This is a genomic window from Paenibacillus sp. OK060, assembly GCF_900101205.1.
Lineage (GTDB): Bacteria > Bacillota > Bacilli > Paenibacillales > Paenibacillaceae > Paenibacillus > Paenibacillus marchantiae.
This window is the reverse complement of sequence record NZ_FNFR01000001.1, coordinates 1,224,475-1,243,057: the sequence shown is the minus strand read 5'-3', so window position 1 is coordinate 1,243,057 and position 18,583 is coordinate 1,224,475. Positions and strand designations below refer to the sequence as shown.

The window sequence follows — 18,583 nt, the reverse complement described above, 5'->3', positions numbered from 1 at the left end:
TCATCATATAACCGATTTTACTATCCTTGGATCGAAATGGAAATGCCGCTTGCTACCTAAATATTGGTTTAGATAAGTTCTAACTCAGGCACGGCTATTTAAAGAGGATTATTACTCTTTAAATAAAATAAAACAAAGGTAGCTGATTACTCAGCTACCTTTGTTTTATTGCCTTCGGGAGAATCTTCCCGTTAGATTATAAATCTCACTCGTAAGCGCCGATATTCACAGCAGCTCCCTGGACTCTCGGTTTCCCCTCAATATCCAGTGTTCCGATAATTGCATTGTCCGTGTTCCCGGCATCAATCGCTGGAGATGTAGATTGAAGATGGAAATCGTATCCTGTAACATTCACAAATTTGGGATCAATGAACAAGGAATGCGCGTCATTGCCAGTTCCCGTTTTATAAGCAGAGAATCCTGTGTAATCTTTATTTTTCCAAGTCCAGTTGGCTCCATTGCTTCCGGCAGGGGCGAAATAAAGATTATAATCCACAACGTTTCCGGAATTTTTGGTGTATTCATTGTAAATCAATACATCTGTAGAGCTGGCTACGAAGATGTTGTTCTTAATTACGTTATTTTGTGTGTCGTATTGAACGTAAAGCTGGCCGCTGCCATCGCCAAGCGTGTCATTTTTGTATACGGTATTGTTAACGATCTTACAGTTTACGGTGGAGCCGCGTTTGGTATCATACCCGCCCATGGCGATGCCAGTGAGTCGGTTGTTGTAGACTGCGTTGCTGCGAACAGTAATATTGCTGGTAGATTTACCGGCATGCTCGGACGCAATCTCGATACCGATATCATTGTTGTAGCTGTAGTTCTGTTCAATAATACTATCCTTGCCACCATCGACATAAATGCCATCGGCCGCATTACTGTTATTCGGAAGTGACTTCCCATACGAAGGATTATTGTTGGAAGTGATATTGTAGACTCTGTTGCCCTTCACGAGTCCGTTCCGTACCTGATCGTAAGTCGTATTCGGCGCTTTACCCTCATATCCGATGAGATCAATGCCGATGTTGTCGTTATCGTGGATGACATTATTCGTCACCGAGAAGGTGTCCACGTTACCGTTGAGAACCAGGGATTCGCTGGAGCCGAGCACAAGATTATACAGTTCATTACCATTAATCGTAATATCGTGAATGGATTCCGGTGCCTTTGTTCCATATACGGCGATCCCATGTGCGTCACGGCCAAGGAGATCACTGCCGGTTGGGGTGGCCGTGTTTTTGATATCATGGACTTTGTTACCAGACAAATTGATGAAGCTGCCTGATCCGTGAACATAAATGCCTACGGGCATGACGTCCTTAGTAGCTGTAGTATAATTGCGAATTTCAAATCCCTGAAGGGTAACGTAATTCACATCGGTCAGGTCAATCAACCCTTCAATCCCACTAACCGAAAGTCCTGTACCGTCAATAATCGGAGTCTCCGTGCCATCGTTAGTGAATACAATCGGCCCCTGTGAAGCGGAGCCTGAGCGGGTGATCTTCAGCTTCTGGTTGTACACACCGCCACGAACATGCACCGTACTGCCTGCAGGAACAGCATCCGCTGCGTGCTGAAGCGTCTTCCATGGCGCGCTGCTCGTTCCCGCACTGGAGTCATTTCCGTTTGTCGCTACGTAGTAATCTGTGCCTGCTGCGGCAGCAGATGAGGACCATTCAATGCCTGAAACCAGTCCTATCCCTACCGCCATACTTAATCCCACCAGCAATGTTTTACCGAATTTCAACATATTCTCAACTCCCTTTGATCAATTTGGTTGTGTTAGATTAAAATCAGGATTTATTGTTCATGCTCAGCCTGCAAAAGAAGAACAGCCTCCATTGTCGGCAAACTCCCTGTGCCACCAATGCCAAGTGTGGACAATGCTCCACATGCATTGGCAAATCGCAGCAGTTCATCACTTCGCATCCCAAGCAAGTATCCATATATGATTCCTGCGTTGAAACAGTCTCCTGCCCCTGTCGTATCGACGGGTGTCAAAGTGTAAGATCCGGCCGATATTCTACTTTCGTCCAGTTGACGTAGTGTAGCACCTTTTGACCCTTGTTTGACCGCTACAATTCCTGCCACACCAGGAAGCATGGAATCAAGTACATGGCTTACCCCAGCGGCAGGGAAAATGTGCAGCAGTTCATCCTCGCTGGGAATAAACAAATCAGTTACCGTCAGTAGTGCACTTATGCCCTCGCGGTCCCATTGATTGGATACATCCCAGCCGGTATCAAAAGACGTGCTGATCCCATCTGCCCGCAATCTTGTAAAGAGCTCTCGCCAATGAGGTCTCATTCCATCCTGCAAATAATAGGAACCAAAATGAAGATGTGCGGCCTGCTGCAACAGGGACTCCGGGATATAATCCGGTGTTAACAATGGGATACTGCCAGCGTAAGTTAACAACCCGCGGTCATCGGGTGTGGAAAGCGACAGAGTTACACCTGTCTTGATGCCAGACAATCGGGTTACATGCTCTGTATTTACGCCCATACGCTGCAGCTCAGCTATACAGAATTTTCCGAAATCGTCATCTCCCACTACGCTAACGAATCTCACATCCGCTCCCAGGCTTGCCAGCGCACAGGCCGTTATTGCTGAAGAGGAACCAAGTACAATCTCGAAACCATCAACCATTTTTTCCCGATTCCATTCCGGCATGACATCCGTTCCCGATACAATGACGTCGACATTTAGCTCGCCAGCAATGACAACAACGGGACTTGTTTGTTGTCTCTGCATCATTTCAATACCGGAACAAATCCCTGTTCCGCCTCATACAGTTCATCGAACATACTTCCGATCTCCTCCAGGGAGCATACGGCAGCAGTTAGCGGATCCAACATCAGTGCATGGCGAGCCATCTCCCTGTCACTCCTCCGCACAGCTTCCACTGCCAGGTCAAAAAAAGCCATGTTCGAGCGGCACAATGCGGCCAAATGCTCGGGCAGTCTTCCAAAGCGACAAGGCTGAACGCCTTTCCCATCAACGAGACAGGCCACTTCCACCACACCATCAGCCTGCAGATTTTCAATCAGCCCCCGGTTAGGAACGTTACCATAAATGACCTTCGGCTCATTCTTCAATACTGCTTCGATAATAATGGCTGCATATTCATTACTGGATTTCAGCTCAAGCGGTGCCGTTCCCTCAAGCTGTGAAACGATCTGCTCATCATTCTCTCTCCGCCAGATCGGCCAGTTGTCAGCGTAGAATCCCGTAGCTCCGTTATAACCTGAGTTGCAGTGCTGGTCGATAAGTGATTGGCGTTTACGGTAATACGGGATATATTCCGAGAAATGGCCGCTGGATTCCGAAACGAATGCACCCAGGTATTTCATCGCATCAAAGCGGACCGGGTCCTGCCGCAGCAGTTCAGGAGTTTGTATTTTCTCCAGTAATACTGGATACAGATCTCTCCCGGCGTGGGACAGCTCCACGAACCAGGACATGTGGTTAATACCTCCGGCTTTCCATGACATCTCTTCATATGGAACTCCTGCATATTCAGCCAGTTGAGCCGACGTGTTCTGGATAGAGTGGCATAGTCCCACCACCGGAATATCCGTAATGCGGGAAGTCAGGAGTGTAACCGCCGACATCGGGTTGGTATAGTTTAGAATGATGCAGTCTGGGCAGAGCGCTTCGATATCCCGCACAATCTCCATCCAGCTGGGAAGGGTACGGAGTGTCTTGAACAGTCCCCCTGGTCCCAGCGTATCGCCAATGCACTGCTTTACCCCATATTTCAGCGGAATTTCATATTCATAACGAACCGTCTCCAGCCCGCCTACTTCAATTTGATTAATCACGAACTGTGAACCGCCGATGACCTCTCTGCGATTTGTAGAGGCAATCACCTCCCACGTCTTCCCTGTCTGTTCCACGATCTGAAGCACCAGCCTGCGTGCCAACTCAAGCCGCCGCTCGTCAATATCAACCAGGGCAATAGTGCCACCCTCCAAGCCTTCAATCAGCAGGATATCCATAGCGATCTCTCGTGTAAATGCACTGCCTGCTCCGATAATTGAGATTTTAGTCATAACTCTTCTCCTCACCCGTTATTTCATGCCCGTCATAGCTAGGCCTTTAATAAATTGCTTCTGGAAGATCAGGAACATTATAATAACCGGTATTGTAATCAATACCGCAGCTGACATGACCACGTTGTAATTGACCTGGTGCGTTCCGTTAAAATAGACCAATGCCAGCGGAACGGTCATCTTGCTCTCATCATTTAATACAATCAGTGGCCACAGATAGTTATTCCAGGAGTTCATAAACGTGAATATTCCCAACGCTGACAGCATCGGCAGAATAAGCGGCATAACGATGCGAAGCATCAGCCTGAATTCGCCAGAACCGTCCATCCTTGCTGCCTCCAGCAGCTCCTGTGGAATCTCTTCTATGAATTGTTTAGCCAGAAATACGCCGTAGGAGCTAACCAGATTGGGCAAAATAATCGCCAGCAAATGGTTAACCAGTCCAAGCTCAGCCGTGATCAGATACGTGGGAATCATAATAACCTGAAAGGGAATCATCATGGTTGCCAGGATCAGAATGAACAGCAGTTTCTTACCTCTAAACTGATGCTTGGCAAAGACATATCCGGCTAGAGCGCTTGTAAACAAGGTCACCACCGTTATGATGACGGAAGTCATCAGACTGTTCAGCAGCCACGTGACAAACGGCGCCTCGCTAAAAACCGTTCGGTATCCGTCCAGACTCGGCTTACTTGGTAAAAAACCGGCGGAACCTGAGACGATGTCCATGTTACTTTTCAGAGATGAAAGTACCATCCAGACATAAGGCAAAAGCATAACACAAGCTATAACTGCAAGAACTGCGATAGTAAACCCTTCCCACAGGCTGAATTTACGCGGCATCGGCTTCTTCTCCCCTCTCCTCTCAATGTTCCCATTGCGTGCGTCCCCATCGAAGTTGCAGCAGCGTCACAAGCAGGATGATCATTAGAAATACGGTTGCCATAGCAGATGCGTACCCCATATTGGAGCTGGAGAAGGCCTGTTCATAGATTTGCAGTGACAGCACTCGTGTTTCGTTGAAGGGTCCGCCCTTGGTCATAATCTGAAATTGTGGGAAGGCCTGAAAATAGGAAACAACTGTCGTGATGGAAACAAACAGCAACGTTCTACGCAGCAATGGCAGTGTGATGTGAAGAAAGACATGCCAGCGGCCCGCCCCCTCCAGCGTCGCTGCTTCATAGTACATATCCGGGATAGAATCCAGTCCAGCAATGAAAAGAACGATATTATAGCCAATATCAGCCCACAAGGTCATCATAATGACGGAGTAGAGCGCATAATGCGGATCACTGAGCCACTGGATCGGCGCCATATTCATCTTGGCGAGAATCATGTTGAACAAGCCGTCATTGTAATTGAACATGGTATTCCAGACGATGGCCGTTCCCGCCAGCGGAGCGATCGTGGGAAGAAAGAATATAGTCCGAAAGCCATTTTTAAGCCACGGGATGCGGACTCGCTGAATCGCTGAAGCAATCAAAAGCGTAATGACAATGTTGATCAATACGGCGATAAATACAAATTTGAAGGTTACCCACAGTGACTTCAGAAAGATGGAGTCCTGGAACATGCGAATATAGTTTTCCGCCCCCACGAATATCGCGTTTGAGCTGAGTGGGTCATACTTGAATGCGGATAAGCCCAGGCTCCATGCGATGGGAAGGAAAGCAAACACCCCGAACAGAAGCAAGATCGGTACGAGTGAGATGATGATGAACCTTCGTTTTGCCCTGTAAGCTGTTGACTTTACCGCTGGGTTAACCTTGTCCGCCTTGTTGGTAGATATAGCAGTACTCATGCCCCAGCACCCCTATCACTTATGTTGATCCTGATTATCATTGATCGTCTGTTCAATGTTCGCTAACCCGTCCTGGACACTCTGCTGTCCACTAGCCATCAGCTGGAAATTGTCGTTAACCTGCTTGAAGAAGAAATCCCGGTCTGCTATAGGGCCGATCCATTGACCTAACGCCAATATGTCCAGCGAAGGCTTTAGATGAGGATTGTTCTTCAGGAATTCCGGGTTTTCGGCAATTTCTTTTTTGGCTGGTACGGTAAAAGTATCCGTATTCCATGTCGAGAGGTTGTCCTTCTCCGAGATGAATTGGATGAAATCAAGCGCAGCCTCCTGCTGTTTGCTTTTCTTGGATACCGCAAGACCCCAACCGGATTCGGCAGCAAAAACGGGTGGATTTTCCGTAAAGGAAGGCACGGAAACGTATTCAAAATCATCAACCTTATAGTTGTTCTGTCCCGCAGCAATCGTCCAGGGACCGCGATAGGTCATGGCTGATTTCCCCTGAAAAAAATAGTCAGAGGTATCCAGCTCACCGCCGAACGTGGTTAAATCCGCAACTTTGTCATCGGCCACGAGCGAGACCAAGGTGGACATCGCTTTCTCCGCCTCCGGTGAGTGGAAATTAACATGTTCGTCTTCACCCATAAAACTTGCACCTTGCTGCAAAATAAGGGATAAGAAAGTAAACGTAATATTGTCTGCTGATACAAAATCGAAACCTTTGACTTTGATGACATTGTTCTCACGGACAGTCAATTTTTTGGCGTAATCCACAAGCTCTGTCCAGTTGGACGGTGCGTGATCGAAGCCTTGGTCTTTGAGCATTTGCGGGTGAATCAACATGCCGCCGTTCTCAATGTTGTATTCAAGTGGCAGCCCGTATAACTTGTTGTCTCGCAAATATCCCCCAAGGGGAGCATCATAGTACTCTTTTTTTACATTTTCACTATCAGGGATTTCGACAAGCAGATCGTTCTTGGAATATTCGGGCACCCACGTGCCGAAAAATTCGGCAATATCGGGTGGTTTCTTCGCGGAGAATGAGGCTTTCAGCTTCTGGCTGTATACATCATATGGAAAGGTCTGATACTCGATCGTTATATCGGGGTGTAAGGTCTGGTATTTGGATATTAATTTCTTGTATGCGCCCACAATGGCGTCTTCCTGATGACTCCAAAAGACCAGATTCACCTTACCTTGCGGGTCTGCGGATGTATCGCCGCCTGAAGAGGAGGAGCTGGAACAGCCCGCTTCAGCGAATACAACACAAACCATCGCAATGATCAGCATAAACTTGGAAAAATGCATTCGCATATCCTCCCTTGTCCTGCAAATTAGCCAGCATATGAAGGGAAGGGCGTTTGAGTATTACGCGTATTTAAATAGAAGCAATGTGGTCTGTAGTTGTATGTATCGCAATCTGATGCTCCTGGCACGCCTGCTCAAACCATCCCTCCGGCTGTTTATTCGTAATTACCCCTGTCACCTGAGTTAAGGGAGCAATCGTAAACAAAGCACTTTTCTCAATCTTGCTTTGATCGAATACAGCATAAACCTCGCTGGAACGTTCCATTGTTAATTGGGCAATACGAGCTTCAAGCTCGGAATGCATCGTAAAGCCGAAATTCTGCGTTACTCCGTCCACCCCGAGAAACATTTTCGTAATGTTAATTTTGTCGATCACACTTTCTGCCAGCGGACCGCATAACTCGTAGCTTTTAGACCGCATAACGCCGCCAATGACCACAACCTGAATATCTTCGGTATCAGCCAATTCATAAGCAATATTCACCGCGTTGGTGACAATTGTAATATTACGATGCTTTTTGAGTGCTTTCGCAATAAAGAACGTCGTTGTACCGCCCGTCAGGCAGATAATGTCTCCCTCTTTAACAAGGGCAGCGGCCGTGGCAGCGATCCGTTCCTTATCCATCCGTCGGAAATCGCGTTTTGCTGCAAAAGGTAGCTCCGATACCGCCGACGTCAGGCCCCCTTCATATATGGCTCCCCCATTTGTTCGAATAATCTCGCCCGCTTTTTCAAGTGCGTCCAAGTCACGTCTTGCGGTTGCTTCCGAGCAGCCAACCGTCTGGACAATCTCTTGCAGCGATATTTTTCCATGCGATTTAATCAGTTCCAATGTTTGTGCTCTGCGCAGTTCACCCTTTGAATATTGCATAAGTCTCTCCTTTAATATGTCTGGGCCTGCATGATATCCGTTAACTTCAGCCCGTGCTAGCTCTATTGTGTAGGATGAAAGGATGGATTGCAATATGTCGACGTGAACTGCATCCCATAAGAAAAGTATCTCTCTAACGGTTATTCATGAGGGATATGAAGCTGATTTTCAAAACCTTCAACCATCATAAAGGTATAATTTGCACCTGATGTTCGTACTCCTCAAACAGAACATAGTCGATGTCACCTGCTTTAGAAGACATTGCATTCGTAGCAGCAGCCGCGACAGCCGTACGCAGTCTGGACTCATCCGAATCGCCGCGCTCTCCTGCATATGCCATGCCGGCAACAAAGGCGTCTCCGCAACCTACCGTATTCACAGGCTGAATGGTTGGCGGCTTCACCATATATGCTTTTCCGTTTAAAATAGCCAGAGCACCGTCACTGCCGAGTGTTATGCACACCTCATCAATGTCTTGATCCGCCAACCTGTGCGCTGCACGGGCCCATTCGCTCACGTTTCTTGGCTTCTGCCCCAGCCATTCGGCCAGCTCCTGCTCATTCGGCTTCACGAAATGGGGTGTTGCACTCAGCCCAATGGTGAAACTTGTTCCACCTGTATCCAGAAAGGCTCGCGCGCCTGCTGAACGAACAATAAAAATCAGTTCTGCGTACAATGTGTCCGGTGCACCTGGGGGCAAGCTTCCAGACATAATAACTGCACTAGACTGGATGGCGAGCTCCTGTACTTTTTTCTTGATCGCTTCAACTTCAGCTTCTGACATATTTGGACCCTGCCCAAGCAGCTCGGTAGAGCTACCACTGGAATCATCCACAATGTTGAGGCAGACTCGTGAGTCTCCCGCTGATTGGATAAAAGCAGTCCGTATCCCTCGTTCAGTCAGATTTCTCTCAATAAATACACCGTTATTGCCGGCAATAATGCCTGTAGCTGTGACTTCACCGCCGAGCTGCCGGATCACCTTGGCTACGTTATTGCCTTTGCCGCCCGGCTCATTAACCTGTCTTGTCACCCGATGCATTTGACCTACGCCAAACTTGTCAACGTATAATGTCCGGTCGATGGCCGCATGGAGTGTGACCGTGGTAATCATCGGACTACGCCGGCTTTGCCAGTGCTTCCACATAACCGTATTTTCTCCATGGCAAGCCGTTTAACTGCTCCCTTCGCCGGAGCCATGTATTTACGTGGATCATTCTCTTCTGGATGGATTAAAAATACATCTTTGATAGCTTCGGAAAAAGCAATACGCAGCTCTGTGGCTATATTTACCTTGGACATCCCAAGTGCAACCGCCCGATGAATCTGTTCAGCTGGTATGCCCGAACCACCGTGCAGCACCAAAGGAACAGATACTCGATTCGCAATGGTTTCAATTCGTTCAAAATCTATGTTCGGCTGTCCCTTATAAATACCGTGTGCGGTACCGATTGCTGGAGCCAGTGTAGTTACACCAGTACGTTCAACAAACTGCACGCAATCTTCCGGATCTGCTAGAGAAGCATGCTGTTCCTCGACGACAATATCGTCCTCAACGCCGCCAACCTTACCAAGCTCAGCCTCCACGTTTACGCCAGATGCCTGAGCAACCTCCATCACTTTACGGGTTAGGTTCACATTTTCTTCAAAAGGATACATGGATGCATCGATCATAACGGAGGTATAACCTGCTCGTATGCATCGGATAATCGTTGAAAAATCAGTGCAGTGATCCAAATGAAGTGCGATGGGGATATCCGTCAAGTCCGCTGCGGTTTTAGCCGCATGAGCAATGTAATCTGGTCCCAAGTGGTTGACTGTGCCCACCGTGGTTTGAATAATGAGCGGTGATTCGGTTTCTACAGCCGCTTCAACGACAGCCTGAAGCATTTCCAGGGTATGAACGTTAAATGCAGCGATGGCGTATTGATCCCTGCGAGCTGTTTGCAGCATTTCAGTGGACGAGATCAGTGGCATATCCATTCCCCCTTTTAAGGTTTCGTCGTTACATAGCGACGATTTGAACGATCCTGCACCTCCCTTCACGGGTCAGATGAGTATGGGAAACATTTGATGATTTCTAGCTTGTGATCATAATAATCTTTTTATTTGATTAAATCAATCATTATTTTGGAAAACTATTGCAATTTACAGGGATATAAAGGCATAATTATGATTATCACAATCATTTAACTATATATTTGATCGAAAAGATCACAAACTGAAGCTATCAATCTAAATCATTCCAAGGAGGTATTTTTATGAGTTTGACGTATCGTGAAGTAAAAGAACAATATAAGGCCCTACAGCAGACCTACAACTATTTACTGGCCAAGCGCACGGAATTTACTGCCTTTGTCCAAGCTCAAGCGATTACCTCCGTAACCTTTGTTGGCGCCGGGTCCAGCTATTGCTTGAGCGAAGCGGCCGCTTTTTCCTTCCGTTTGCGTGCTGGCCTGCCTGCAATGTCACTTGCCGCTGGTGATCTCATGCTCCATGCAGACCGCTATCGTCCCATGCTGGAGGGTAGCCTGATCATAGCGCCGTCACGATCTGGCAGTACGAGTGAGGTCGTTGAAGCATTGCGTTTACTTCAGTCCGATCAACGTATTCCATTATTAACGATTTCTTGTGTAACGGGCTCGCCGTTATCCAAAAACGCTGAGTTCCCTCTGGAACTGCCCTGGGCTTTCGACCATAGCGTTTGCCAGACCCGCACAGTAACCAATCTGTATGCAGCCAATCTGCTGCTTGCCGCTTTTCTTGCTGGTGATGAGGAGCTGATTATCGATATGCAGGAAGCGATTCATCAAGGTGAAGCCTACATGGCACGTGTAGAGGACAGCATCCGCCGTGTCTCCGACTTCAATTGGACGAATGCAGTCCTGCTTGCAGACGGTGAACTACAAGGCCTCGCAGCCGAGGGTGCCATCGCTCTGACCGAAATTGCCAAGACACAAGCCCACGCATACCATCTTCTTGACGTTCGGCACGGGCCGATGGTCACCGTGGGTTCGGATACTTTAGTGATTGCTGCCTTGTCGGACAGCGGTATTGAGCATCAACGCAATCTGTTGAGGGATATTAAGGAGCGTGGAGCCACCATTATCACGTTTGCCGATCGAACAATGGGTATCCCGCAGAAGTTCATCGACCTTGAGATCACAACTAGTCATCCGCTTAATACAGCGGTACGGGGTATTCCTTTCATTTTCATCTCGCAAATCGCTGCTTTGGCTAATGCCGAACGCCATGGTATTAACCCGGATCAACCCGATGGGCTGGTGGCCTGGGTCAAGCTATAAAAGATAGCTTAGTTCTTTCAATTGGCTTGGAAGGTTGGAAAAGGGGAATTTCAGAGGGAGATCCAAAGACTTCTATTCAGCGGAATAGAAGTCTTTTACTTGAATGTCAAAAATCAATTTTATACGTCCTGTGAGATAATTAGGCAAACATTTGATATGAATGATATAACGCTAGAATGATGATTTGGTACATAATAAACCTATAAGAAGGAGGGCTTTAACATGGAAAAAGTAATACTTAACAATGGTGTGGAGATGCCCATTATGGGTTTTGGTGTTTATCAAATTGCAGATCAAAATGAATGCGAACAAAGCGTTTACGATGCCATTATGGCAGGATATCGCCTGATTGATACAGCTGCCTCATATCTGAACGAAGAAGCCGTTGGTCGAGCCATTAAACGAAGTGGTGTCCCAAGAGAAGAATTATTTATTACTACAAAGCTTTGGGTTCAGGATACTGGATATGAAAACACTAAAAAAGCATTCCAAAAATCTCTGGATCGATTGCAATTGGATGTGTTGGATCTGTATTTAATTCATCAGCCTTTTGGCGATGTGTACGGCTCTTGGCGCGCTATGGAGGAATTGTATCGTGAAGGAAAGGTCCGTGCTATTGGAGTTAGCAACTTCCAGATGGATCGTCTGATCGATTTAATCATTCATAATGAGGTAGTTCCTGCGGTAAACCAGGTTGAAACACACCCTTTCAATCAACAAATCGAAAGTGCTGCTTTTATGAAAGAAAATAATGTTCAGATTCAATCCTGGGCGCCTTTTGCTGAAGGAAGAAATGATCTGTTCCAGAATGATGTATTGCTATCCATTGCGAAAAAGGTGAATAAATCTGTTGCACAGGTCGTTTTACGCTGGTTGACACAAAGAGAAGTCGTTGTCATTCCGAAGTCTGTTCGTAAAGAGAGAATTGTTGAGAACTTCAATATCTTTGACTTTGAATTAAGCCAAAATGATATGGAATCAATTACTGCATTAGATACGAAGCAAAGTCTGTTCTTTTCTCATAACGACCCAGAAATGGTGAAGTGGCTCGGTACACGTAAACTTGAAATCTGACCCTTTCTATCGATAAAAAAGTCGCCATTTCTGGCGACTTTTTGTGTTCATGCCCTATTGAACTGTTTACTACAACCCAATAAACATATTTCTACTGAACGGTCCCCAATTTCCACCAGTGAATCCGGATCTCCCCTCCAAATTGACAAAGCATGGAAGCAAAATATAAAGAACACCCATAGTCGCGTTAACATTGAAGGTTATAACAAATCTCGTTTTGGAATTATTAATAGGAGCTATCATCCCCCGATCAGCACGAATCGTGTTTTCTTTCGTGATGGCTTCTCCCATTCCTACACTGGCTATATCTGATGGACTAGACATATTACTTCTTATCCAATAATTCGATATGTTTGTTGCTGATGCTAAATCCGCTGGCTGATCGTACGTCACTACAATCTGATTGGATGCGACTTGCCTAACCTCCACAACTACAGGATGAGGAGTCATAGCTTCCCTTTCTCTCCCGCCCACGTTCTCGATCCAATAAGGATGTGATGTATTCGAATGATGATTAATTGACATAAGATTAAAACCTCCATGACTGACTTCAATAGTCATTTGTCCTGAGATAATGTATGTAGGTGAATGACCAATGGTGTCTTACAATGCACCCCAGATCACCAGCCATAGCTTCAAATCATCAGGACTCAAATGTTATTAAGCTTTTATCTCACGTACAGTCACAAAAAAATACACTTCACACAATGATAAAGTGTCTGAGTGTATTTTTTATGGTCAACCTATTATTCTAGTATTATAAATCCGTTGGTGAGTATATTGAATGATATTATTTATTTAGAATAGGTATTTCCCCTAGCAGGTTCTTCAAGTTGATTGAATCCCATGGCATATGCTCGGTAATACCCAATCCCACAACATCTGTTTCTTCCGACAATTCTTTGAGCAGATGAAGGAGCTGAGGAATTTGCAAGCTTCCCGCAGGAGAGTACGTATAAGGGCCTTCAGGATTAGCGAATAATAACGAGCGAAAAGCCTTAGGATCAAGCACATCTAGATCCAGGTGAATAGCCAGATGTTTAATGCCGCTTTCTTTGATCCACTGTTTGATGGATGCTGTACTTTTCGTTAATTCTTCGACTCCGGCAGTTTTAATGCCAAGTCTTTGAATCATTTCAGTATCTGATTCTGCAGTCGTTATACCTAATCGTTCAAACGCTTCTGAGATCACTTCGTCTTCCTGTTCTGTAGGTGTTGCCAACCCCGCGATAAAGACATTTTCAGGTTTTAGAGGGATTTTTACATGTTTTGCAAACTCTTCATCCCCTTCTCCCAAAAGATTACCCAGAGGTAACGTATGTCCGTTATCATAACCCGCGTAACCAACCAAATCACTGTGCGCGTCGATCCAGATTAAGCCTAATTCTCCATTATACCGTTCGTTTAAATAGGCAAACGGAGCTTGTTCGACCAAGCAGTCTCCACCAAACATGACGATACGGTCAGGCTTGTGAGCATGAATAATATGCTGGGCTGCTTCCAATTGTTCAATGAGCTGTTTTCTCCCATTTACACCATCCTCGTTTTTCAGTGGGGTTCCATCATATGCTTGTACAGGAACTTGAATCAGGGGTTGATCATTATCAGGAGCCAGCCAGGCAAGCAGTTCCGCCCCAAAAGAGTAGTTAGGATTATTTCCCCCTTGCCATTGTGGCATTAACAGACGTATTGTTTTTTGATTCATGTTTTTCTCTCCTTTACTTCAAAGTAAGGTTAGTATAAACTGAACGCAAATCAAAAAGTAGTACGCACAATTATGACAGGTACTACCCGAAAGGATAGCATAAATATGAGCATGGCTGAATATCAAGGTAAGGTTAAACATATTCAAGATACGCCTTTTGGCTACACATTGTCTGTCATTGGCGGCAAATGGAAGATGGTCATCATTTATCTTTTAGCAGAAAACCAACCGGTACGCTTCAATGAACTGAAAAGACAAATTGGAGCGATTACGTTTAAAACACTGAGTTCACAACTAAAAGAATTGGAAGCGGATGGTATGGTCGAACGGAAAGAGTATCCACAAGTCCCGCCTAAAGTCGAGTACAGACTGACCGATAAAGCGGAAACGTTATTGCCTGTTCTGGAAGGTTTATGTGAGTGGGGAGTACAAAATCAAAGTGAAAGAGATGTGTTGGAGGATGATTAACTTTAGAAATAAAACCTATCGCTGTACCTCGGAAATTGTCATGAGCTTACTTAGCGGTAAATGGAAAATTTCTATACTCAATCACTTAACTAAAGGTCCCATTCGGTTTAATGAACTTCAGCGACTTCTTCCGGACGCAACTCAACGCATGATTACAATGCAGCTCAGAATGCTTGAAAGCGACGGCCTGATTATTCGCAAGGTCTATCCGGTTGCACCGCCAAAAGTAGAATATTATTTGTCCGATCTGGGCGAGGAACTGGCCCCCATGCTACAGATGTTGTGCAAGTTTGGTACGACTTATATCGAGAAATTCCCCGACGAAGTATCCTGCGACAATGATGACTCTCGCCGCGACATCGCTAATGTAAATTAAAGTAGTCGTAATTAGACGGCAGCAGCTCTGTACGAGTACGCTGCCGTCGTCATATCATCTGTCACGAATGGTTTATAGCATTACAACACCAAAAATTGCGTTCCATACCCCTTCCCAGAAACCAAAGCTGCTTCCAGCTCCTCTTGATCTCCTTTGTCCACTAACACCACATTTTCGGGATACAGCTTGCCTAACAAAGCCCACTGTACAAGTTCATTTCCGCCTGTTGGTATGATATGGACTCCATTATCCGTATTTGTCACCAATCCGGAATGCGACAAAATGTCTGCTACCTGATGAATGCTCGTTGATGTTCGCTTCACAGTAGCTGCCTTGGAATGGTTGTTCTCTTCAGGCCGATATGAAAATCGATGTCCCCTGAAAAGCTGACCAAGATCCACACTAGATTCTACACTAGATGATGCATGACCTTCCCTCTCCAGTCTGAAACGCAAGGTCGTTCGATCTGAATCTGTATTCGGAAGCAGCCGTGCGATGGATGGAAGATCACTATGATTCTCTGAAATGTGAAAGTGATCCTTGCTGCCAGGTATACCCGTTCCTGCTTCGTCGCGTGGTGCAGCATAATAATCGTCATATTCATATTCGAAAGAGATGGCAACTAAATCTTTTGTATCTTCAGTCTCAATGGTTTGTACCGGATGCCACTTCAGAAGATAACGTGCAGCCGTACCAGCCGACTCTCCCAATCCAGCGGGCAACACAGTTCCCAAAGGATATTGAAAGCCGTAACCAGCAGAGGTCAAACTCGAGCTAAGCACACTCTGTGCATATTGAACAATCGCCTTGTGAGTTAATTCCTTCCCGAGCAATTGAGTTAAAAAGACCTTACGGGCAGGCTCCAGAAAACGTAATCCTTTGAATTGCGTGTGTTCCATGACTTCAAACGGTACTTGTTCCCAATTGGCAAAGGGAAGTAATGCATCCCGCAGCAATACAAATTGGTGCAAGTATTCATTATATAACTGCATAACTCTTGGTCCCCCAGCGGGACCCCAAACCTGAGCAATAGCTTCCGGTATCAGGGTATGACCATAGCAATGACTTCTAAATTCCAGCTCTCCTAGAGTTTCCGGTCCATATTGTGCCAGTGCCCTCTTTTCAGAATTAATCTCTCGTGCCCAGAGAACCAATTGTTCACCGATACGTGCCGCCTGTGCCGTAATTTCAACACCTGCCTTATCCTTCAAAGCCAAAGGTCCAAGCGGTAGTGATGAAAGATCACCGGAGATCGCCAAATTGGCCTGAAGGCTGTCCAATAACACCGAAGGATTACCGTCTATCGGTTCGCCCAGCTGAACCAGTATCGCCTCAAGCAGTTTATCCAGCTCTATGACGACCTCTTTTGCTCTATATATGCCATTAGGCAATTTCCAATCCAAAGCCGCGTTCTCTCCTGGTCTAATTGAATCCTGTGGATATGTGCCAATGAGAGACTCCACATCTATTGCGTTTCCCCATACGATCCGTTTATCTTTCAAGTGAAGTTGATACGCTGGCATTTTTCCCACTCCTTCAGTACGATTTTTATATTGAACGACAATTCAATTTGCCCTTCGAATGTTAGATTATCAGGTGCCCTGATCGTTGAATAGTACGCACTTTTTTGTATGATCCGATCATTTTTGTGTCGTAGGATACTTTTTGATCCTGCAAAATAAAGGGTCGATTTGTACGACAAACAATGCATCACCTTTCTGATCCTGTGCATTAGAATGAAATACAAGCATTTCAAAAAGAGATGCCCCGGCTAATCTGCTATAGCCTTGGCATCTCTTTAAGTTCAACGACCTACTTTGCAGCATATAGGGCCGTCTTAAACTATTTGGGTACTTTACAACGTTTCGACTATTCTCCGCGAACAACACGAAACCCCTGATCCGGACCAAAACCATTTGCATCGAATTTGCCTCGAAAAGCGATCTCGTTATTGTTGACACCACCGATCCAGCCCCCGCCTTTTATTACCCGAAATGAAGCCATTTGGCTCTCAGCATCGCTGTACCAGTCCCAGCACCATTCTCTTACATTGCCAGACATATCGTAGATTCCAAGCTCGTTGGGCTGTTGGGTACCAATCGATTTGGTTTTGGTTTTGTTGCTCTCTATGGCAGGCCAGTTCCAGTCTCCAGTTAAGATTTTGTCCCCGGCGTTCTTCCAATACCATGCGACTTTGTCGGCGTTGTTGCTGCCGCTGTATGTGTAATTCTTGCTCTCCTGACCTCCGCTTGCGGCATATTCCCATTCCGCTTCTGTAGGCAGTCGGTAACCGTTAGTTCCCTCATTAATCGTTACTGTCCATTTTATATTATCGTTATCATTCTTATTATTCAGGTCTTGGGTATCCTTATCAATGTTGTAATGCGGCTTCAAGCCCTCTTGTATACTTCTTTGATTGCAATACTCTATCGCATCATACCAACTCACCATTTCTACTGGTAATTGATCTCCTTTGAATCCAGAGGGGTTGTTTCCCATGACCTCTTCCCACTCTTTTTGAGTTACCTCATATTTTCCGATATAAAAGTTCGAAAGAGTCGCATTTCTTCCAGCAAAATTGGACTTGTTGTTCTTAAACGTTCCACCTTGCACGAATACAAGGTTATCCTCCGGTTCGGGTTTATCCTGCGAACAAGCACTCATCACTACCATTATTGCTATTAAAAAGAACATTAATAGCTTTCTCATTGAACAATCTCCTTTAAACTAATGGGAAAATAATTGGCTATGATACCTATCATTTCGTATCCGGCAACGTCGAAGGCCATTTGTCTGGCTGAAACGGCCTTCAACATATCCGGACTGAAAGTAGAACTGAGGAAAAGGCATTGAGCCTGTCCTTAATGCATAAAAATCTGTTTTACTTACGTTAAATGGGGTTGCTTACCGTGGATTACTTACCACACCGTTACGTTGGAACTTCCACTGCTTTGATATCCTTCTGTCGCTAACACCTGGTATGACCAACTGCTACCCAGATTCATTCCTTTACTTGCCCATGCGTTCACATGGTTGCTGAATGTAATAGCGGAGTTAACTCCGGTCGCTCTCTTCGATTGTCTTACGCTCCAGTACTGGGCAAAGGTTTGTGTACCGTCAATGGAAGGTGCATTGTATCGCATCGTTGTATAGATGTCATATGTTCCTCCGTCACTGGTGACAGTACCTTTAAACGTTCCTGTTGGTCGGTAAGTGCCCCAGCTATCTACAACGTAATATTCAATAAGTGCATTTCTTGTCCACCCGTAGAGTGTCAAATAGCCATTGCCGGATGGAGACCAAACCCCAGCATTATAGTTAATTGTCCGGTTTGGAGATCCAACATTCCAGCCTTTACCAACAACAAAGTTCCCCGTATTTTGCCATGTCACACTGTAATTTCCGCCCGACCCATTCACAGCATTAACCGTACCGCCGCCATCGGTCCAATTCTGCCAATAATCTGTCGCTGCACTTGAGGTTGCTGCAAACACGCCAAAACTCATGGAAGCCGCAAGAATGACCGTCAACATTTTTTTGCTAAATTTAAACATACTCTACCTCCCAATATGATTATATTTGCCTTATCGACTGCTTTCGTCTGATTCTCGGTTGAA

The 18,583-nt window shown here is 45.8% G+C and carries 18 protein-coding genes; 4 read left to right on the top strand and 14 right to left on the bottom strand.

Annotation, left to right across the window (positions count from 1 at the left end; genetic code table 11):
- Positions 1–205: 205 nt before the first annotated feature.
- The 9 genes from BLS14_RS05410 to fba form a co-directional block, all read right to left on the bottom strand.
- On the bottom strand, positions 206–1,753 hold the full coding sequence (locus tag BLS14_RS05410; RefSeq protein WP_072732850.1) for a right-handed parallel beta-helix repeat-containing protein: 1,548 nt from the start codon (positions 1,751–1,753) through the stop codon (positions 206–208).
- 50 nt (positions 1,754–1,803) lie between these two features.
- Positions 1,804–2,757, bottom strand: coding sequence for a carbohydrate kinase family protein (locus BLS14_RS05405; RefSeq protein WP_170867791.1), 954 nt, complete (start codon positions 2,755–2,757; stop codon positions 1,804–1,806).
- The gene (gene melA, locus BLS14_RS05400) at positions 2,757–4,058 is read right to left on the bottom strand and encodes an alpha-galactosidase (RefSeq protein WP_072732848.1); all 1,302 of its coding nucleotides are present in this window, start codon (positions 4,056–4,058) and stop codon (positions 2,757–2,759) included. The genes BLS14_RS05405 and melA overlap by 1 nt, the downstream gene beginning before the upstream one ends.
- Before the next feature lie 18 nt (positions 4,059–4,076).
- Positions 4,077–4,901 carry a carbohydrate ABC transporter permease gene (locus tag BLS14_RS05395; RefSeq protein ID WP_063565012.1) on the bottom strand — a complete coding sequence of 275 codons (825 nt, stop codon included), beginning with the start codon at positions 4,899–4,901 and terminating at the stop codon, positions 4,077–4,079.
- 22 nt (positions 4,902–4,923) lie between these two features.
- The gene (locus BLS14_RS05390) at positions 4,924–5,859 is read right to left on the bottom strand and encodes a carbohydrate ABC transporter permease (RefSeq protein ID WP_063565013.1); all 936 of its coding nucleotides are present in this window, start codon (positions 5,857–5,859) and stop codon (positions 4,924–4,926) included.
- 15 nt (positions 5,860–5,874) lie between these two features.
- A complete protein-coding gene (locus BLS14_RS05385) occupies positions 5,875–7,167 on the bottom strand; it encodes an ABC transporter substrate-binding protein (RefSeq protein WP_072732847.1) in 1,293 nt (430 codons plus the stop codon).
- A 70-nt stretch (positions 7,168–7,237) separates the two neighbouring features.
- Positions 7,238–8,038: a DeoR/GlpR family DNA-binding transcription regulator gene (locus BLS14_RS05380; RefSeq protein WP_072732846.1), complete on the bottom strand. Its 801-nt coding sequence runs from the start codon at positions 8,036–8,038 to the stop codon at positions 7,238–7,240.
- A gap of 184 nt (positions 8,039–8,222) precedes the next feature.
- Positions 8,223–9,185, bottom strand: a complete 963-nt coding sequence (locus tag BLS14_RS05375; RefSeq protein WP_083584588.1) for a 1-phosphofructokinase family hexose kinase — start codon at positions 9,183–9,185, stop codon at positions 8,223–8,225.
- A complete protein-coding gene (gene fba, locus BLS14_RS05370; protein ID WP_072732844.1) occupies positions 9,149–10,015 on the bottom strand; it encodes a class II fructose-1,6-bisphosphate aldolase in 867 nt (288 codons plus the stop codon). The genes BLS14_RS05375 and fba overlap by 37 nt, the downstream gene beginning before the upstream one ends.
- A 284-nt stretch (positions 10,016–10,299) precedes the next feature.
- On the opposite strand from fba, the gene BLS14_RS05365 reads away from it, so the two are divergent.
- Positions 10,300–11,343 (top strand): SIS domain-containing protein, encoded by a 1,044-nt coding sequence (locus BLS14_RS05365; protein WP_072732843.1) that lies wholly within the window; start codon positions 10,300–10,302, stop codon positions 11,341–11,343.
- Between the two features lie 222 nt (positions 11,344–11,565).
- Positions 11,566–12,417, top strand: a complete 852-nt coding sequence (locus BLS14_RS05360) for an aldo/keto reductase (protein ID WP_063565018.1) — start codon at positions 11,566–11,568, stop codon at positions 12,415–12,417.
- Between the two features lie 69 nt (positions 12,418–12,486).
- Here BLS14_RS05360 and BLS14_RS05355 read toward each other — a convergent pair whose 3' ends face one another.
- Both BLS14_RS05355 and BLS14_RS05350 read right to left on the bottom strand, forming a co-directional pair.
- Positions 12,487–12,942: a hypothetical protein gene (locus tag BLS14_RS05355; RefSeq protein ID WP_329959852.1), complete on the bottom strand. Its 456-nt coding sequence runs from the start codon at positions 12,940–12,942 to the stop codon at positions 12,487–12,489.
- Positions 12,943–13,207: 265 nt separating this feature from the next.
- Complete coding sequence (locus BLS14_RS05350; protein ID WP_072732842.1) at positions 13,208–14,122, bottom strand: arginase family protein; 915 nt, start codon at positions 14,120–14,122, stop codon at positions 13,208–13,210.
- Positions 14,123–14,227: 105 nt separating this feature from the next.
- Between BLS14_RS05350 and BLS14_RS05345 the strand changes: the two genes are divergently transcribed.
- Both BLS14_RS05345 and BLS14_RS05340 read left to right on the top strand, forming a co-directional pair.
- Positions 14,228–14,590 (top strand): winged helix-turn-helix transcriptional regulator, encoded by a 363-nt coding sequence (locus tag BLS14_RS05345; RefSeq protein ID WP_063565019.1) that lies wholly within the window; start codon positions 14,228–14,230, stop codon positions 14,588–14,590.
- Positions 14,583–14,966, top strand: a complete 384-nt coding sequence (locus tag BLS14_RS05340; protein ID WP_063565020.1) for a winged helix-turn-helix transcriptional regulator — start codon at positions 14,583–14,585, stop codon at positions 14,964–14,966. Before BLS14_RS05345 ends, BLS14_RS05340 begins: the two co-directional genes overlap by 8 nt.
- A gap of 80 nt (positions 14,967–15,046) precedes the next feature.
- Here the strand turns inward: BLS14_RS05340 and BLS14_RS05335 are convergent, their stop codons facing one another.
- From BLS14_RS05335 to BLS14_RS05325, 3 genes are all read right to left on the bottom strand, one after another.
- Complete coding sequence (locus BLS14_RS05335) at positions 15,047–16,489, bottom strand: hypothetical protein (RefSeq protein ID WP_072732841.1); 1,443 nt, start codon at positions 16,487–16,489, stop codon at positions 15,047–15,049.
- Positions 16,490–16,835: 346 nt separating this feature from the next.
- Positions 16,836–17,675 carry a formylglycine-generating enzyme family protein gene (locus BLS14_RS05330; RefSeq protein WP_072732840.1) on the bottom strand — a complete coding sequence of 280 codons (840 nt, stop codon included), beginning with the start codon at positions 17,673–17,675 and terminating at the stop codon, positions 16,836–16,838.
- Between the two features lie 209 nt (positions 17,676–17,884).
- Entirely contained in the window at positions 17,885–18,520 is a 636-nt protein-coding gene (locus tag BLS14_RS05325) for a glycoside hydrolase family 11 protein (RefSeq protein ID WP_072732839.1), read from the bottom strand.
- Positions 18,521–18,583: the final 63 nt, after the last annotated feature.